This window comes from Citrobacter sp. Cf136, from assembly GCF_030333815.1.
GTDB classification, from domain to species: domain Bacteria; phylum Pseudomonadota; class Gammaproteobacteria; order Enterobacterales; family Enterobacteriaceae; genus Citrobacter; species Citrobacter freundii.
Genome location: NZ_JAOWFE010000032.1, coordinates 709,358 through 725,305, shown reverse-complemented (window position 1 = coordinate 725,305; position 15,948 = coordinate 709,358). Strand labels below are relative to the sequence as shown.

The window sequence follows — 15,948 nt, the reverse complement described above, 5'->3', positions numbered from 1 at the left end:
AATATCAATAAAATATAATTAAAGTCACTGTTCAACGTCTAAATAAAATTTGTTGTCTCATGAGATCTCAACACATCTCATAAGAATCACAAAAACCTATAAAATCCACGCCATTGCGTGGATTTTTTATTTCATAGCATCTCAGTGGTTCCCGCTGTTGTGCATCTGAAAGTTGGCACCAAACACGATGACCAAAAAGGCTGAGCTACTTTGGCAAAGCAGCAGTTGCCACGTGAACGTACTCATATTGAGGCGCGCGGAAGCCAGGGGCTGTCTACCCGCACGGTATCGCGGTGATCGAGCCCCTGGATAAGATGCAGTGCACTGAGACGGCCAATTTCATAATGCGGCAGCTGTACTGTGGATAGCGGCGGCAAAAACAGCTCGCCGGTGCCTACCATGTTGTCATAGCCTAGTACGGCAACATCCTGCGGAATGCGCAGCCCTCGCCCCAGCAAGACCTGGTAGATAACAAAAGCCACGCGGTCGTTACCGCATACCACCGCATCAAACATCGGACGCGTGCCACTCAGGTAATGCCCGGCAATCTCCGCCGCATCAATATGGTGACTCTCGCCAGCCGGAAGATAGTGGTGGAACATGGCATCAGGGTCGACGCCCGCTTCACGACAGGCGCGCTCCATTCCCGCCCGGCGGCGATCGGTGGCCACAATCCCTTTTGGCAGGTGGATGCACAGCAGCCGACGGTAGCCTGCGGCCAACAGCGCTTTCACGCCAAGGTATTGCCCTTGCTCATCATCAGGAATATAGGTGGGAAAAGGGCCACTGATGCTTTCGCAGTTCGCCAGCACGCAGCGATACTTATGCAGCTTTTCCGGCACGGGAACCTGACGCAGCCCCATCGCGGTGTAGATAATGCCGTCAGGGCGATGCGCCAACAGCAGATCAACCATTTTCTCTGGCTGGTCATTGCTGAACATATTCACCACAAAGCTATTCCAACCGTGCGCCCGCGCGGTCTCTTCGATAGAGAGCGTTATCTCCACGGAAAATGGCGTGGTCATGGTGTCCAGCGCTAACACCCCAATAGTGTTAGCCGTGGTTTTCGCGCCACGAATTTTTTTCGCGGAGAGATCGGAGACATACCCCAGCGCATCTACCGCTTCCATCACCTTTTTATAGGTTTCTGGCCGCAGTCGTTCGGGCTCGTTAATCGCTCGCGATACGGTCATTAACGAGACGTTAGCCCGTTGCGCCACATCCTTTAAAGATGCCATACCCTCTCCTTTGACGGCGTTCATCCTGCCGGGTCTGAAAATGCGATCTTGATAACACTCGCAAAATGTTAACGTTAACTTTTGTGATTAACATCGATATTACCATCAAATTCGCGAGAAAACCGAGAATGTTAACGTTATCTTTTGCTCAATTCACTTACAGGGACCAGCAAATGACGTCACTACTTTCCAAAGCCAACGAAGCCTTAAACCAGCAGAAAGACCTTGTAAACCCGCGCTGGTATCCGCGCTATCACCTCGCCCCTCCGGCGGGTTGGATGAATGACCCTAACGGCCTGTCCTGGTTTGATGGTTACTACCATGCGTTCTATCAGCACTATCCGTGGCAGCCGGTCTGGGGACCAATGCACTGGGGTCATGCGCGCAGCCGCGATATGGTGAACTGGGAACACTTACCCATCGCACTGGCACCAGAAGGGCCGGAAGATAAAGACGGCTGTTTTTCCGGTTCAGCGGTGGTTGACGGCAATAAACTGGCCCTGATCTACACCGGGCACAAATTCGACGGCGAAGCGAAAGAGGAAAACCTGTATCAGGTACAGTGCCTGGCTACCAGCACCGACGGGATTCACTTTGAACGCCAGGGCATGATTCTGAATACCCCGCGAGGCGTACACCATTTTCGCGATCCGAAAGTCTGGCAAGAGGGAGACAGCTGGTACATGGTGGTGGGTGCCCGGGTCGACGACGTCGGTGAAGTACAGCTCTATCGCTCGCAGGATCTGCAGCACTGGCAGTTTGCCAGTACGCTCGCCCAGGCCTATGACGGCATGGGCTACATGTGGGAGTGCCCGGACCTCTTCCCACTGAACGATAAGCTCGTCTTAATGTTCTCGCCGCAGGGCATCGCCGCGGACGGATACGATTACCGTAACCTGTTCCAGAGCGGCTATATGGTCGGCGAATGGCAGGATAACCATCAGTTCCACGTTACCCACCCCTTCCAGGAGATGGATCACGGGCATGATTTTTACGCCCCTCAGTCATTTATCACTCCGGACGGTCGCCGCGTGGTGATCGGCTGGCTGTCGATGTGGGAATCGCCGATGCCAGAACAGGCCGACGGCTGGGCGGGCATGCTTACTCTTCCCCGGGAAGTGACGCTCGATGCAGATCTGCGGCTGCGCATGAACCCGGTCAAAGAGCTGGAGGCATTACGCGGTCAGCTTCATGTCTGGCCGGTCAGTGACCTGAACAATCGCACCCTGATGGTAGAAGAACAGGCGCATGCTCTCGAGGTCGAACTGAGCCTCGATATCGCCCGCAGCCATGCTGAACAGTATGGCATCGCGCTGGGTGACGGGCTACGCGTCTTCGTCGATACCCAGGCACAGCGTCTGGTGCTGGAACGCCGCTATCCGCAACACGGCCTGTCGGGCTGCCGTAGCGTACCGCTGCCCGCCAATGATGTGCTGGACCTACGTCTATTTATCGATAGTTCGTCGGTAGAAGTCTTTGTTAATCACGGCGAGTACACCCTCAGCAGCCGTATTTATCCTGAACCGGACGATCGCCAACTGACCTTATTTAGCCAGAACGGACACGCCATTTTTAATAACGGGCATGCCTGGCCGCTCGCCGCCAATTAACCACCCGTCTCACTGCTTTGGGGAAAAATAATGACAATCTGGACGCTCGGAGATGCCGTGGTGGATTTGCTACCGCGCGACAATATGCAGTTTGAAGCCTGTGCGGGAGGTGCTCCCTTCAATGTGGCCATCGGCGTCGCCCGCCTCGGCCATGACAGCGGCTTTATCGGCCGCGTAGGCAATGACACTTTTGGCCGCTTTCTGCATCAGACGCTGGTAACAGCGCAGGTGGATACAGGAAGTCTGGAGTTTGATGCACAACAGCACACCAGTACCGTACTGGTTTCACTGGCTCCCAACGGTGAGCGGCAGTTTGAGTTTTTAGTTAATCCGTCTGCCGATCAATTTCTCAGCCCGGCGAGTCTGCCCGACTTTGGTGCCGATATTCTGCACTTCTGCTCGCTGGCGCTGGTTGCCCCTGAGTGCCGCGCCACCCTCACCCAGGCAATGGCCGCATTGCGACAGGCCGGCGGTACGCTGAGCTTTGACATCAATCTGCGTCCGCAGATGTGGAGCAACGAGATGCAGATGTTTGACCTTGTCAGCGAGTTTGCCCGGCAGAGCGACATTCTGAAGATGTCGGAAGAAGAGCTGCTGTGGCTAACACAAACTGACTGTCTTAGTAGCGCCTGCGAACGCCTGGCTGATTTTCCCGCACGCCTGAAAATCATCACCCGCGGCGCCGATGGCGCAATCGCTTTCTGGCAAAACCATAGGCTGACTTTAAGCGGCTATCACGTCGACAGCATCGATACCACCGGCGCCGGTGATGCCTTTATGGCCGGGCTGCTGGCGGCACTCGCCGGAGAAGGCTGGCCCACATCGACGTCAACGCTACTTCCGCTTATCGAGCAGGCCAGCGCTTGTGGTGCTCTGGCGACTACCCGGCGTGGCGCGCTAAGCGCGTTTCCCGACAGCCAACACCTGAGCAGCTTTATTCAGTCGCAACCGTCGCTACGGAGAACGATCACCCCGTAATAAAGCGCACTCGTTACGTCGTATCAGAAAGACCTTACAATGACCTGATCTGGATTGGAAAAATCATGAAGATAAATATGCCGTTCAGTAATGATAAATATCGATACTCATCCGGGTATCTGCTCTTTTTCTTTGCCGCCTGGTCGTTGTGGTGGTCTTTTTATGCAATATGGCTAAAAAATAAACTTGGCCTGTCCGGAACGGAGCTGGGAATGCTGTATGCCGTAAACCAGTTTTTCAGCATGCTGTTTATGCTGGGCTACGGTTTTCTGCAGGATAAGCTCGGTACCCGCAAACCCCTTATCTGGATGATGGGGACTGTCATCACGCTCAGCGGTCCGTTCCTGATTTATGTTTATGAACCGCTGCTGGTCTCCAACTTCAAGCTTGGCATGGTGCTAGGCGCCATTTTCTTTGGCCTTGGCTATCTCGCCGGTTGCGGTCTGGTGGAAAGCTTCGTCGAGAAAGTGAGCCGTAAATTCAACTTTGAATTCGGCACTGCTCGTTTCTGGGGATCGCTTGGCTACGCCGCAGGGACTTTTGTTGGCGGTATCTTCTTCAGCATCAACCCACACATTAACTTCTGGTGCGTGTCGGTCATGGGGGTGTTATTCCTGGTGATTAACGTGGTGTTCAAAACCGACGCACCGGCCCCGGCATCCACGGATACACGTTCGCCCGAGCCAGACGCGCTGACCCGAAAGGATTTTCTCACCATCTTTAAAGATTCGCAGTTCTGGTTTTTCGTTATCTTTGTCGTCGGCACCTGGTCGTTCTATAGCATCTACGATCAGCAGATGTTCCCGGTGTTTTACGCCAGCTTATTTGACGATCCCGAACTGGCACCACGCGTATACGGCTACCTCAACTCGGTACAAGTCTTTATGGAGGCCGTCGGTATGGCGCTGGTTCCGTTCCTGATTAACCGCATCGGGCCTAAATCCGCATTGCTGCTGGGTGGAACAATCATGACCTGTCGAATCCTGGGTTCAGCACTGTTCACCGATATATATATTATCTCCTTGATTAAAATGCTCCATGCGCTGGAGGTCCCACTGTTTGTTATTTCAGTGTTTAAATTCAGCGTAGCGAATTTTGATAAGCGCCTGTCGTCAACGATATATCTTATTGGCTTCAATATCGCCAGTTCCATTGGTATCATCGTGCTGTCACTGCCTGTCGGTAAGTTGTTTGATAAAGTGGGCTATCAGGAAATCTTCCTGATTATGGCGAGCATCGTGGTAATAACACTAATATTTGGCTACTTCTCGCTGAGTAAAAAGCATCATCAGCAGAAGGGTATCAATGAACTGGTGACAGAATAGCGAAGTTTTATTAATATCGCGACAGGGCCATTAGCCCTGTCGTACCCTTCAACAGTAAGTACGAACTGTCGATTTACTCAGGCATGTTCCAGCCAGTTGCGGAATATTTGCGCTCGCAGTATTCCCTGAAAATCAATCAGCCCAGAACAACCAAGCTTTTTGATCAGATTCTGCCTGGCCTGGTAAATCGTTTTTAAGTGTAGATTTAACAATGCGGATATCTCAAAAATAGTTCGACCTTCTCCTAACTGCGTTAAAATATATTTATCTCTCGCGGTTAATGAGATATTTGAATCCGATTGATTCTCGTGATTACCACCAGCACGAGTAATATCAATAATAAATTGTTTGATTGAAGCAACTCCGATATCTACTGGTAGTCTGTAAAGCGAAACATCATTAAGATACTGATACAAATGACCATCAATCAGCAATACCAGACGATGCGTTTTCAGATTGTAATTTTGCTTTTTTACCGCCTCAAAGTGATTCGCGGTAAAGAATACAAGTCGCGCCTTGTCATCTTCAAAAACGATATCTGCAAGAATATTCTTTAACCCTTGCCTGATAAAAATATCATCAATCCATAACTCTGCGTTTAGAGTATGTTCCTGAACGATGTTCATCATTATGGCCTCAATGAAAAATCATAATTGATTTAGAGGGGTGCTATGTATAGTCTTAATCCAAAAAATGCTTAGCATAAGGGCTTTCAGCATATAACAAGGGTACTGTACATATTTTGTTAATATGAAGACTTATTAAACATCGTCAGCTGTGTAGCGCAATACTATTTCCAGGGTTTTTCTGATAACATCTGCCTGAACAACGTCAACCGTTGACTCCAGAGAACCAATCAGGCTTAAAATGATGTTTTTATTATTAACATTATCACCTGCAAGAATTACATTTGTTACCGCCTGCCCCAATACCACAGACTCATCTGCTAATAGCTCACCTGCATTATGGAAGTAACTTGATAAAGCTTTATCCGTCATTACGTTGTGGACATTAATTTCATGGAGCATGGTAACCTCGCTTGTATAGTCTGGAAGATTATCTTTAATGTAATTTAGGGTTTTTGCTGGCACTGAATGCACTCTCATCTCTGGTTTTATCCGGTTTTCTGCTTATTTTCTCCGGATTAATGTTTGTAAAATCATTGATAACGCTGTCAATTAATTGCTTGCGTGTGCCATCTATTTCACTGGCCTGCATAAGTCGCAATTGCTTAATCACTGCAGCTAACGAAACGTCTCTATGCATTCGCAGAATTTCCAGCACAGCCAAACCTGTAATTTCATGTTTCAAGCGTTCACTATCAGTTTTCTTCATAACGCCTTCACTACTTACCCCTATCATATAAGGGGTTTATTTTATTCAAAGAGCAGGCCAATTAACGCATTGTAATGTTTTTGTTCTTTCTCCCCTGATGCTTTTTCAAGACGACACAGAAGCTTAGTGCAAAGTGATTTGCGGTTCAGATTACGTCCATCGTTGAGTATCTCAGTGACGATTTCTCCCAATGTTTCCTGTTGAGTTGGCAGATGCGCCTTCGCAAAGTAACGAGAAATCGCGCTTGCAGTATCAGTGCGAACGTTATGCTGCTGCATGTCATGCTCCTGTATCAAAATGCTGGTGAATATTAAGTTTTATAACAGTAGCAAAGTTGTACCAAAAATGTGTACAACAGAATTAATTTGTTTTTACCAAAATGTGCTAATTGATATAAATCAATTACATACAACTGTATCGATTGATGTGAACGTTAGGATCACTGTACAAACCACGCCGTAACATGGCTAAATTTCATCTTAATCAGACCGTTCAATTGTGAAGTTAAAGTTAGAATAATGTATTAAAATCAGGACATAACCTGGGTTGTCTGATACTGTCATATACCTTCCTCTCCCTTATTCCCGGACTGTCCATGCTCACGACCATTATTTACCGCAGCCATCTACGTGATGACGCCCCCCTCAAAGCGCTTGAGGATATGGTGACAGCCGCAAATATCAAAAACAGGCGATCTGATGTTACCGGAATCTTACTCTTTAACGGTCACCACTTTTTCCAACTGCTTGAAGGCCCTGAGGAGCAGGTAAAAGAGATTTATTGTTGTATTTGTAACGATCCACGGCACCACAATATCGTTGAGCTGATGTGTGATTACGCTCCTGCGAGAAGATTCGGAAAAGTGGGAATGGAGTTATTTGATCTACAAAAACATGAACGCAATGACGTTCTGCAAGCTGTGCTGAATAAGGGAACATCAAAATTTCAGCTCACCTATGATGACAGGGCGTTACAGTTTTTCCGCACATTTGTCCTTGCGACGGAAAAATCGAGCTATTTTGAAATACCAGCGCCAGATTGCTGGAGTTTTATTGCCGACAACTCTTGTACTCTCCTGGATGAAAACACACTCCCATCCGATATCGATTTCAGCTTTGCTTTTCAACCAATTATCGATCCTATGTCGCAACGCGTCATTGCCCTGGAAGCACTTATTCGTGGTAGAGACGGTGAAACGCCCGCAACTTATTTTGACAACTTAAATCCTGAGGAACTGTATACCGCGGATCTGCAGAGCAAAAAGACTGCTTTTGCAATGGCAAGCGCGCTGGGACTTAACGACAAAATGCTGTCAGTCAATCTGCTCCCCATGACCCTGGTAAACAAACCCAATGCAGTCAGCTTTCTTATAAACGAAATCGCTGCGCACGGGCTAGTGCCTGAACAAATCATTGTAGAGTTTACCGAAAGTGAAGTTATTTCTCGCTTTGATACGTTCGCGCAGGCCGTGAAGTCACTCAAGGCTGCGGGGATCTGTGTGGCGATAGACCATTTTGGGGCAGGTTTTGCCGGGCTTCAGCTTCTATCTCGTTTTCAACCCGACCGAATTAAGATAAGCCGCGAGCTGATCACGGATGTGCATAAAAGTGGACCGCGGCAGGCTATCATTCAGGCAATTATCAAATGCTGCGCGTCACTGGAAATTATGATTTCCGCAGTCGGCGTTGAAAAACCCGAAGAGTGGATGTGGCTTGAATCCGCGGGCATTGAAATCTTCCAGGGTAACCTTTTTGCACAAGCCTGCCTGAATGGTATTCCATCTGTTGCATGGCCAGAGAAAAATGATTTCTCAGCGTCAAAATAACTAACGCATTGTTATAAATCAACAATCACCACAACCGCCCTCATGCTGAACATAAAAAAACAGCATTTACTCCTTGCATGATAGTAAAGTAAATCTTAATTTTGCTAGAATCTTATATATGTTTTGTACAATTTGATGAATGTTGTACAAAGTAGCAGGAGCCGCATATCGGTGACGGAGAATCAGGAGTGTCCGGGGGAACTATGGCTTATTACAGCATTGGGGATGTCGCAGAACGTTGCGGTATAAATCCTGTCACCCTTCGGGCATGGCAACGACGTTACGGTTTACTCAAACCTCAACGCAGTGAAGGTGGCCACCGACTCTTTGATGAAGAAGATATTCAGCGTATTGAAGAAATAAAACGTTGGATTAGCAATGGCATACCTGTTGGCAAAGTTAAGGCATTGCTGGAAACCAGTACCCGTCAAGCTGACGACGACTGGAATCAATTACAAGAAGAGATGATGAGCATTCTTCGCATGGCGCATCCACCGAAGCTGCGAGCCAAAATTACCGCACTCGGTCGCGTTCATCCCGTAGATGCGCTGATTGATCACGTTTATCTTCCCGTACGTCAACGGCTGATACTTGACCATAATACATCCCGCATAATGAACAGCATGCTTGATGGCGCATTGATTGAATATGTTGCAACACTGCTGTCTGAAACGCGGCGCAAGTCAGGAAAGGATGCTCTGCTGATGGCCTGGGATGTTGAAGACAGAACCCGTCTGTGGCTCGAAGCCTGGCGTTTATCGCAATCTGGTTGGCATATTGCCGTTCTGGCTGAACCCATTGAATCGCCAAGACCTGAACTTTTCCCTGGGCAAACGCTTTTTGTCTGGACCGGTATCGCGCCAACCCGCAGACAAAATGAACTGCTACAACACTGGAATGAGCAAGGTTATAAGGTCATTTTCCACAGCCCGTAGCCATTACGTAATACGTGTAAGATAAATCATACAACTCTCATTTTTTGGGTGGTTATTTTGAGTACCATCCAAGGAATATGTTGCCCCCTATTCTCCTGACTTAACACCCGCTATAGCATAAAAACAAAACAACATACTCACCCGTTGGTATTATTTTTTTGTCGACGACATCACCTTTTTCCTAAGTAAAATTCATTAGATCAACTGGCGTACACCTAATACTTATTCTAGGGTTAAATTATGTCTTCTTGTGCCACATTATTGTTTTTCTAAAGTAATAAATGTGGTTATTTGAAAAAGGTAAAGGATATGGCTCTAGTCTTAGACAAACGCTTAATTCTTTGTTGCTGCGCCTTTTCCATTATCTCTGTGGCAAATGCAGCAACCGTTAACGGAACATTTCAGGTGCTGATGACGATTCAAAAGGCCTGTACCGTGACAGCGGGTTCGGCTTCAAATATCACACTTGGTCCGGTGAATACCACGGCGACAAACACCAGTGCAAGCAACACTATTTCAATTAATTGCTCAAAAACCACGCCCTATTTTATCGGCCTGGCGCCGTCGGCTGCCAATGGAGGGACGACGACGGGCTCGGGCGCTATGTCCTCTGTGGCTAACGCTGCCACCAATACCGATAAAGTGCCCTATCAGCTAAATCGCACGTCAGCAACAGGTCCGGTATGGGGAAATACCGCCACCGACACCGCACCTGGGAATGGCGTAGCAGCGACAGGGACCGGCCTGGTGCAAACTTTTACTGTTTATGCCACCGCACCGAGCGCCAACTTCACTCCTGACGACTATGCCGACACGGTAACGGTTAACGTTAACTACTAACTTCAGGAAGCTATATGAGAGTAAAACTGCCTGTTAAGCAGTGTGCCTGCGCATGCCTGCTAGGGATGGTTGCGAGCGCCAACCTTGCCACTGCCAGTGGGCTGCAAATAGCCCCGGTCACGTTAACGTTGCAAGCGACGCAAAATGCCGATGGTATCTGGTTGAGTAACGCGGGTGAAAATGTGCTCAATGCCCAGGTTCGGGTTTTTCGCTGGAGTCAAAGTGCTTATGACAACAAACTTTCCCCCTCTCAGGGGCTGGTGATAAGCCCGCCGATGTTGGCATTAGCCCCTGGAGAACGTCAGTTGATTCGAGTTATTCGCACAAGCCCTCCCTCGGCACATGCCGAAGACGCTTATCGTTTGTCGATAGATGAGTTACCTCCTGCAAAAGTAGAAAAAAATAAGCTTCAGTTTGTGCTGCATTATTCCGTTCCCGTTTTCATTCAACCAACATCAGCGGCACAAACGCAGGCAAAACTGCAATGGAAATTACAACAACTGGATGGCAAAAAATTTATTGAAGTCAGTAATCAGGGAAATGGGCATGCACAGTTATCTGCTGCAACATTTATAAGCCCTGACGGTACTAAAAAAGTCATTACACCCGGACTATTAGGCTACGTTTTACCAGGCTCAACAATGCGCTGGATAGTCTCCCCGTCGGCCAGTAATAATCATTATGGCGGGAAAATTGAAGTCACAATCAATGGCCAAAAAACAGTACAAGATCTGTAACAGATTCTGGCTTCTGGTGAAATATTGCTTTCTCAATGGAGTATTAATATCGGGAATGGTTTGCGCACAAACGCTGAATAATAACCAGAGTGAGAATGGTGTTATTAATAGCACCTCACAAATTACGGGAGTCGATTTGTATCTCGATGTCACCTTAAATGGGAATCCCGTTGGGCTGGTACATTTTGGCTACGATAATGGAAAGCTTTATGCGGGAGCTGATACCCTGAGTAAAATGGGCTTTCGCTTTGCTCCAGACGCCACTAACGCCGTCTGCCTGAATGATATCCCCCAGCTAACCATTGACTACAACGTTCAGTTGCAAACGCTCTCGCTTACTGCGCCACTTAGTTCACTCGATCTTGCCACCACGCAGCTTAACTCGCCTACCGAAACCGCGCCAACGGCGACAACATCACGCGGAGCGCTGCTCAATTATGATATCTATACCCAGCAGGGGGATGAGAGCGTAATAAATACCTTCAGTGAACTTCGCGCCTTCAATGCTGCCGGCGTGCTCAGCACCACCCAGTTGACGCAGTACTCCACCGAGGAATACGCCGATAACAGCTTTGAGCGCCTTGATACCAGCTGGCGTACCTCATTTCCTGATACGATGTTGGCGTTAACCGTTGGCGATACCCTGACAAGCTCACTCATCTGGTCCCGACCTACGCGTATTGGCGGCATTCAGATAGGCACCGATTTTGGTTTACAGCCCTATATGCCAACCACCCCGCTCCCTGCATATCTGGGATCCGCGACGTTGCCATCAAACGTTGAGCTGTACGTGGACGGTGTCAGGTACTACAACGGAGAAGTCCCCGCAGGTAGTTTTCAGATCAACACCATGCCTAACATCAGCGGCGCGGGAACGGGTCAGGTGATGATGACAGACGCGCTGGGGAGAACGAGCGTACAAAATTTCTCGTTCTACAACGATCAACAACTCCTGCGGGAAGGATTAACCGCCTGGTCGGCAGAATTGGGCACGGTACGCGAAAATTATGGTTATTCCTCTTTTGACTATGCCAGCGCACCGGTATTGAGCGCTACGTGGCGTCGCGGGTTTAGCAATACGCTGACCACCGGGGCTCACGCGGAAACCAGCGATGGACTGATTAACGCAGGCTTCAGTAACGACTGGATCCCGGGAACCCGCAGCGGCACATTTTCGACATCACTTGCCGCAAGTAGCGATTCAGGGCAGAACGGATTTCTGTATAGCTTTGGTTATCGTTGGTCCGGCGAACGGTTTAATTTCAGTACCAGTACCACGGCAACTTCTGGCGATTACCGCGATGTCGCCACCCATTATGGTGAGCCGCCCCCAACGCTTAACAGCAACACGGTCATTGGCTATTCGCTGGAATCTGCCGGAAATGTCAGCCTGAGTTACCTGCAGTTTCGTTATCCACACGAAAATGCGGTGCGCTACGCCAACGCCAGCTGGTTCAAATCCGTTACAGACAACATCTCACTGAATGCCGGATTCAACCAGAACATTGACGATAACCGCGATCGCAGTCTCTATCTGATGGTAACGATTACCACTGATAACAATCTGAGCGCCAGCAGCACGCTACAACGCACCAACGATGAAACCGGCTATCAGCTCAACGCCAGCAAGACGCCGCCTGCCGACGGCGGTTGGGGCTGGAATCTGGCCGCCAGTCAGCAGGCTTCCAGACAAAGTGGCCAGGGAGAAGTAGGATATCTGGGGCGTTATGGTAAAGCGTACGCGGGATTCAGCCGTTTACCAGATAACCATTACGGCTACGCAGGCGCAACCGGATCGCTGGTGACCATGGGAGGCGGCTTGTTTGCAGCAAGGGAAATCAACAATGGTTTTGCCGTCGTCTCAACTGACGGCGTGCCTGATGTTCCAGTCAAACTGCAAAATAACCTGATTGGTCGCAGCGATGACCAGGGACTACTGCTGGTCACACCGCTCAACAGTTATCAAAAAAACCTGATCAGTATTGACCCGATGGATCTCCCCACCAATATGCGGATCGCACGCGTTGAGACGAATGCCACGCCTGCCGATCGTTCCGGCACTTTGGTTAGTTTTGGCATCACCCCCGTACGTGCTGCGCAGGTTATCCTCGTCGACAATCAGGGTAAGCCAATTCCTGAAGGCAGCATGGCTTACGCCATCAACGGAAAAGGACAGTCGTCTGTCGTTGGTTTTGATGGGATGACCTGGTTCGACACCCTGGAACAGCACAACACGCTGCGCGTTGATACGGACACCGGTAGTTGTCGCGTGCAATTTGACTATCCCGTGTCAGCAAAGGGGATTATGCAAATAGGCCCACTGGTTTGTCGCCCACACTAACAGGAGTACGTTCATGAGGTTAAGACATCTGCTACTCATCGCTGCCGTACTTTTTTGTCCGGCTATTAGCCATGCGGTTACCTGTTCAGTGAGCAATGTTCAACCCATAAATTTAGGTTCGGTCAATCCACTGTCTGCAACAGGCGCAACGTCATCAATGACGTTCAGTTACACCTGCACCAAAGAGCTTGGTGACGCGCTGGCAGGGATCAATCTCTGTTTTAATATTGGCGCCTCGGCCGTCAGCGGCCAGGTGACACCGCGAAATATGTCATTAAGCGGAACGCCTGCCAGTACACTGGCATACCAGCTTTACCAGGATAGCGGGCGCACCAAAGTTTGGGGCAGCCAGTATCAGTCGGGAACCACTTTTCCCATGGTACAGCTTAACCTGCTGAATCTGACGCCAGTGACGGGTTCACTCACGGTATCGGCGCAGATCGTCACGCCACAAACCGCAGCCGTCCCCGGAAATTATCAGGATAGCTATACGACGGCAACAGCCCTTGTCACTCTCAATCCCGGATTGCTTTTCCCGCCAACAACCTGTGGCGATACGGTTGCCGCCAGGCTGCCTTTCACCGTATCGGCGACCGTAAGCAAACAGTGCAATATCACCTCTGCAACCGATATTAGCTTTGCGCCAGCCAGGGCGACCGGGCGTAACCTTACGGCTTCAAATACCGTGGGCGTAGCATGTTCCAATAACACGCCTTACACCATCGGGCTTCAGCCCTCCAACGGTAATACGGCAGGCAGCGGCGTGATGGCGGGCACGGGGTCAAATACGGATAAAGTCCCCTACCAGCTTAGTTCGACGCCAGGTCCTTCCGGTACGGTCTGGGGCAATACATCACTCAATACCGTCGCGGGCAACGGTACGGGAACAACAACTACCTACCCGGTTTACGCCACCGTCCCCAGCGCGAACTACACGCCAGACAACTATGCCGATACCGTTACCATCGCCGTAACCTACTGACCTCATCTTAACCGCAATAAAGCAAATACATTTTGTTATCAAATTATTTACTTTTAGAGGTGCGTCATAAATCTAACAAATTACGATTTTTATATATTATGCATATTAAATTACACACCCCGCAAAACAACCCAAATACAAGCAAAGACAAAGAATAATTATTCAATCGCAAGTTAAAGCCCATACTAATCATGGCGATAATTCGTGCTGGTCGGGCAGGCCCTTCTATGAAAAAAATGTTAAATTTAGGTTTATATGGTGAGATTCACTGTATACCACGGCCAAATTAAGAACATATTACTTTTATAACTAAGGTTTATCATGGATAAGTTATCTTACGCTTCAGATAGCAGCACATCTGCCTGGAATACCTACCTGCAACAAATCGAGCGTGTGGCCCCTTACCTGGGCGAACTTTCCCATTGGGTGGATACCCTGCGCCACCCAAAACGCGCGCTGATTGTCGATATCCCGGTGCAGATGGATGACGGCACTATCCGTCATTTTGAAGGGTATCGCGTGCAACATAACCTCTCCCGCGGGCCGGGCAAAGGCGGTGTGCGTTATCATCCTGATGTTGATCTTAATGAAGTGATGGCCCTGTCCGCATGGATGACCATCAAATGCGCGGCGTTGAACCTGCCGTACGGCGGTGCCAAAGGTGGAGTGCGCGTCGATCCGTTCTCGCTGTCTGAAGGCGAACTGGAGCGTTTAACGCGTCGTTATACCAGCGAAATCGGCATTATCATTGGGCCGCAGAAAGACATTCCTGCGCCGGATGTAGGTACTAACGGAAAAGTCATGGCCTGGATGATGGATACCTACTCCATGAACCACGGCACCACCGTGACCAGCGTGGTCACCGGTAAACCTATTCACCTTGGCGGTTCATTAGGTCGTGATAAAGCCACCGGTCGCGGCGTTTTCGTCAGCGGTCTGGAAGTCGCGCGCCGTGCCAACATCGAAGTTGAAGGTGCTCGCGTTGCAGTGCAAGGTTTTGGTAATGTCGGCAGCGAAGCAGCCCGACTGTTCGCGGCAGCTGGTGCACGCGTAGTCGCGATTCAGGATCACACCGCTACGCTGTTTAACTCCACAGGTATCGACATGACCGCGTTATCTGCCTGGCAGTTAGAGCACAAACAGATTGCCGGTTTCCCGGGCGCTGAAACCATCGCCAGCGAGGCCTTCTGGAGCCTGGATATGGATATTCTTATTCCGGCCGCGCTCGAGGGTCAGATCACCCGTCACCGTGCGGAAACCTTGACCTGTAAACTGGTACTTGAAGGCGCTAACGGCCCAACCTATCCGGATGCCGACGATGTGCTGGCAAGCCGTGGTATCGTGGTTGTGCCTGATGTGGTCTGTAACGCCGGCGGCGTAACCGTCAGCTATTTCGAATGGGTTCAGGATATGGCAAGCTTCTTCTGGAGTGAAGAAGAGATCAACAATCGCATGGACAAAATTATGACTGATGCGATGGTGCATGTTTGGGAAAAAGCAGCTGAGAAATCCTGCTCCCTGCGTACCGCAGCCTACATCGTTGCCTGCGAACGCATTCTGCTGGCACGAAAAGATCGCGGAATTTATCCGGGTTAACGCCGAAATCGACCATGCCTACAAACCACCTGTTCTGCAGGTGGTTTGTTTTCCATAAAAAATCGTTCAAAAACTTTCCGCACAAATACCGCCCGACCTCTCACTTTCGCTGTTTTATGCACCATGACGTTCCAATACGGAACATTATTATGCTGCTATGTTTCGTATTGAAACGCTCTTCACAGCAATTTTCTTTTGCATACCCG

15 protein-coding genes are annotated in these 15,948 nt (G+C 49.4%); 10 read left to right on the top strand and 5 right to left on the bottom strand.

The window, feature by feature from the left end:
• Positions 1-242: 242 nt before the first annotated feature.
• Positions 243-1,238: a LacI family DNA-binding transcriptional regulator gene (locus OGV98_RS07855; RefSeq protein WP_003020837.1), complete on the bottom strand. Its 996-nt coding sequence runs from the start codon at positions 1,236-1,238 to the stop codon at positions 243-245.
• A 173-nt stretch (positions 1,239-1,411) separates the two neighbouring features.
• Here OGV98_RS07855 and OGV98_RS07850 point away from each other — a divergent pair, with 173 nt between their 5' ends.
• The 3 genes from OGV98_RS07850 (at position 1,412) to OGV98_RS07840 (ending at position 5,151) form a co-directional block, all read left to right on the top strand.
• Positions 1,412-2,848, top strand: a complete 1,437-nt coding sequence (locus tag OGV98_RS07850) for a glycoside hydrolase family 32 protein (RefSeq protein ID WP_202581256.1) — start codon at positions 1,412-1,414, stop codon at positions 2,846-2,848.
• 30 nt (positions 2,849-2,878) lie between these two features.
• Positions 2,879-3,826: a PfkB family carbohydrate kinase gene (locus OGV98_RS07845; protein ID WP_044711018.1), complete on the top strand. Its 948-nt coding sequence runs from the start codon at positions 2,879-2,881 to the stop codon at positions 3,824-3,826.
• Positions 3,827-3,891: 65 nt separating this feature from the next.
• Positions 3,892-5,151 carry an MFS transporter gene (locus OGV98_RS07840; protein ID WP_016150363.1) on the top strand — a complete coding sequence of 420 codons (1,260 nt, stop codon included), beginning with the start codon at positions 3,892-3,894 and terminating at the stop codon, positions 5,149-5,151.
• Between the two features lie 77 nt (positions 5,152-5,228).
• Here OGV98_RS07840 and OGV98_RS07835 read toward each other — a convergent pair whose 3' ends face one another.
• The 4 genes from OGV98_RS07835 to ycgZ form a co-directional block, all read right to left on the bottom strand.
• Positions 5,229-5,780, bottom strand: coding sequence for a LuxR C-terminal-related transcriptional regulator (locus OGV98_RS07835; RefSeq protein ID WP_003841344.1), 552 nt, complete (start codon positions 5,778-5,780; stop codon positions 5,229-5,231).
• A gap of 132 nt (positions 5,781-5,912) precedes the next feature.
• The gene (locus tag OGV98_RS07830; RefSeq protein WP_003020849.1) at positions 5,913-6,179 is read right to left on the bottom strand and encodes a biofilm development regulator YmgB/AriR family protein; all 267 of its coding nucleotides are present in this window, start codon (positions 6,177-6,179) and stop codon (positions 5,913-5,915) included.
• Between the two features lie 34 nt (positions 6,180-6,213).
• The gene (locus tag OGV98_RS07825; protein WP_003844030.1) at positions 6,214-6,486 is read right to left on the bottom strand and encodes a hypothetical protein; all 273 of its coding nucleotides are present in this window, start codon (positions 6,484-6,486) and stop codon (positions 6,214-6,216) included.
• A 41-nt stretch (positions 6,487-6,527) separates the two neighbouring features.
• Positions 6,528-6,764 carry a regulatory protein YcgZ gene (gene ycgZ / locus OGV98_RS07820; RefSeq protein ID WP_121571806.1) on the bottom strand — a complete coding sequence of 79 codons (237 nt, stop codon included), beginning with the start codon at positions 6,762-6,764 and terminating at the stop codon, positions 6,528-6,530.
• A 317-nt stretch (positions 6,765-7,081) separates the two neighbouring features.
• Here ycgZ and OGV98_RS07815 point away from each other — a divergent pair, with 317 nt between their 5' ends.
• From OGV98_RS07815 to OGV98_RS07785, 7 genes are all read left to right on the top strand, one after another.
• Positions 7,082-8,311: a diguanylate phosphodiesterase gene (locus OGV98_RS07815; RefSeq protein WP_003020858.1), complete on the top strand. Its 1,230-nt coding sequence runs from the start codon at positions 7,082-7,084 to the stop codon at positions 8,309-8,311.
• A 203-nt stretch (positions 8,312-8,514) separates the two neighbouring features.
• Positions 8,515-9,246, top strand: a complete 732-nt coding sequence (locus OGV98_RS07810) for a MerR family transcriptional regulator (RefSeq protein WP_003020862.1) — start codon at positions 8,515-8,517, stop codon at positions 9,244-9,246.
• 309 nt (positions 9,247-9,555) lie between these two features.
• Positions 9,556-10,086: a Csu type fimbrial protein gene (locus OGV98_RS07805; RefSeq protein WP_003020867.1), complete on the top strand. Its 531-nt coding sequence runs from the start codon at positions 9,556-9,558 to the stop codon at positions 10,084-10,086.
• A 14-nt stretch (positions 10,087-10,100) separates the two neighbouring features.
• Positions 10,101-10,823 carry a fimbrial biogenesis chaperone gene (locus OGV98_RS07800; protein WP_003020869.1) on the top strand — a complete coding sequence of 241 codons (723 nt, stop codon included), beginning with the start codon at positions 10,101-10,103 and terminating at the stop codon, positions 10,821-10,823.
• 55 nt (positions 10,824-10,878) lie between these two features.
• On the top strand, positions 10,879-13,164 hold the full coding sequence (locus tag OGV98_RS07795; protein WP_202581254.1) for a fimbria/pilus outer membrane usher protein: 2,286 nt from the start codon (positions 10,879-10,881) through the stop codon (positions 13,162-13,164).
• A gap of 13 nt (positions 13,165-13,177) precedes the next feature.
• Positions 13,178-14,146: a Csu type fimbrial protein gene (locus OGV98_RS07790; protein WP_057101917.1), complete on the top strand. Its 969-nt coding sequence runs from the start codon at positions 13,178-13,180 to the stop codon at positions 14,144-14,146.
• Between the two features lie 321 nt (positions 14,147-14,467).
• The gene (locus tag OGV98_RS07785) at positions 14,468-15,742 is read left to right on the top strand and encodes a Glu/Leu/Phe/Val family dehydrogenase (RefSeq protein WP_003841543.1); all 1,275 of its coding nucleotides are present in this window, start codon (positions 14,468-14,470) and stop codon (positions 15,740-15,742) included.
• The last annotated feature ends 206 nt before the right edge of the window (positions 15,743-15,948 follow it).

What these genes read in the sequence shown, in the direction of transcription:
- OGV98_RS07855 (WP_003020837.1), bottom strand. Translation starts at nt 1,238, where the DNA reads ATGGCATCTTTAAAGGATGTGGCGCAACGGGCTAACGTCTCGTTAATG.
- OGV98_RS07850 (WP_202581256.1), top strand. Translation starts at nt 1,412, where the DNA reads ATGACGTCACTACTTTCCAAAGCCAACGAAGCCTTAAACCAGCAGAAA.
- OGV98_RS07845 (WP_044711018.1), top strand. Translation starts at nt 2,879, where the DNA reads ATGACAATCTGGACGCTCGGAGATGCCGTGGTGGATTTGCTACCGCGC.
- OGV98_RS07840 (WP_016150363.1), top strand. Translation starts at nt 3,892, where the DNA reads ATGAAGATAAATATGCCGTTCAGTAATGATAAATATCGATACTCATCC.
- OGV98_RS07835 (WP_003841344.1), bottom strand. Translation starts at nt 5,780, where the DNA reads ATGATGAACATCGTTCAGGAACATACTCTAAACGCAGAGTTATGGATT.
- OGV98_RS07830 (WP_003020849.1), bottom strand. Translation starts at nt 6,179, where the DNA reads ATGCTCCATGAAATTAATGTCCACAACGTAATGACGGATAAAGCTTTA.
- OGV98_RS07825 (WP_003844030.1), bottom strand. Translation starts at nt 6,486, where the DNA reads ATGAAGAAAACTGATAGTGAACGCTTGAAACATGAAATTACAGGTTTG.
- ycgZ (WP_121571806.1), bottom strand. Translation starts at nt 6,764, where the DNA reads ATGCAGCAGCATAACGTTCGCACTGATACTGCAAGCGCGATTTCTCGT.
- OGV98_RS07815 (WP_003020858.1), top strand. Translation starts at nt 7,082, where the DNA reads ATGCTCACGACCATTATTTACCGCAGCCATCTACGTGATGACGCCCCC.
- OGV98_RS07810 (WP_003020862.1), top strand. Translation starts at nt 8,515, where the DNA reads ATGGCTTATTACAGCATTGGGGATGTCGCAGAACGTTGCGGTATAAAT.
- OGV98_RS07805 (WP_003020867.1), top strand. Translation starts at nt 9,556, where the DNA reads ATGGCTCTAGTCTTAGACAAACGCTTAATTCTTTGTTGCTGCGCCTTT.
- OGV98_RS07800 (WP_003020869.1), top strand. Translation starts at nt 10,101, where the DNA reads ATGAGAGTAAAACTGCCTGTTAAGCAGTGTGCCTGCGCATGCCTGCTA.
- OGV98_RS07795 (WP_202581254.1), top strand. Translation starts at nt 10,879, where the DNA reads ATGGTTTGCGCACAAACGCTGAATAATAACCAGAGTGAGAATGGTGTT.
- OGV98_RS07790 (WP_057101917.1), top strand. Translation starts at nt 13,178, where the DNA reads ATGAGGTTAAGACATCTGCTACTCATCGCTGCCGTACTTTTTTGTCCG.
- OGV98_RS07785 (WP_003841543.1), top strand. Translation starts at nt 14,468, where the DNA reads ATGGATAAGTTATCTTACGCTTCAGATAGCAGCACATCTGCCTGGAAT.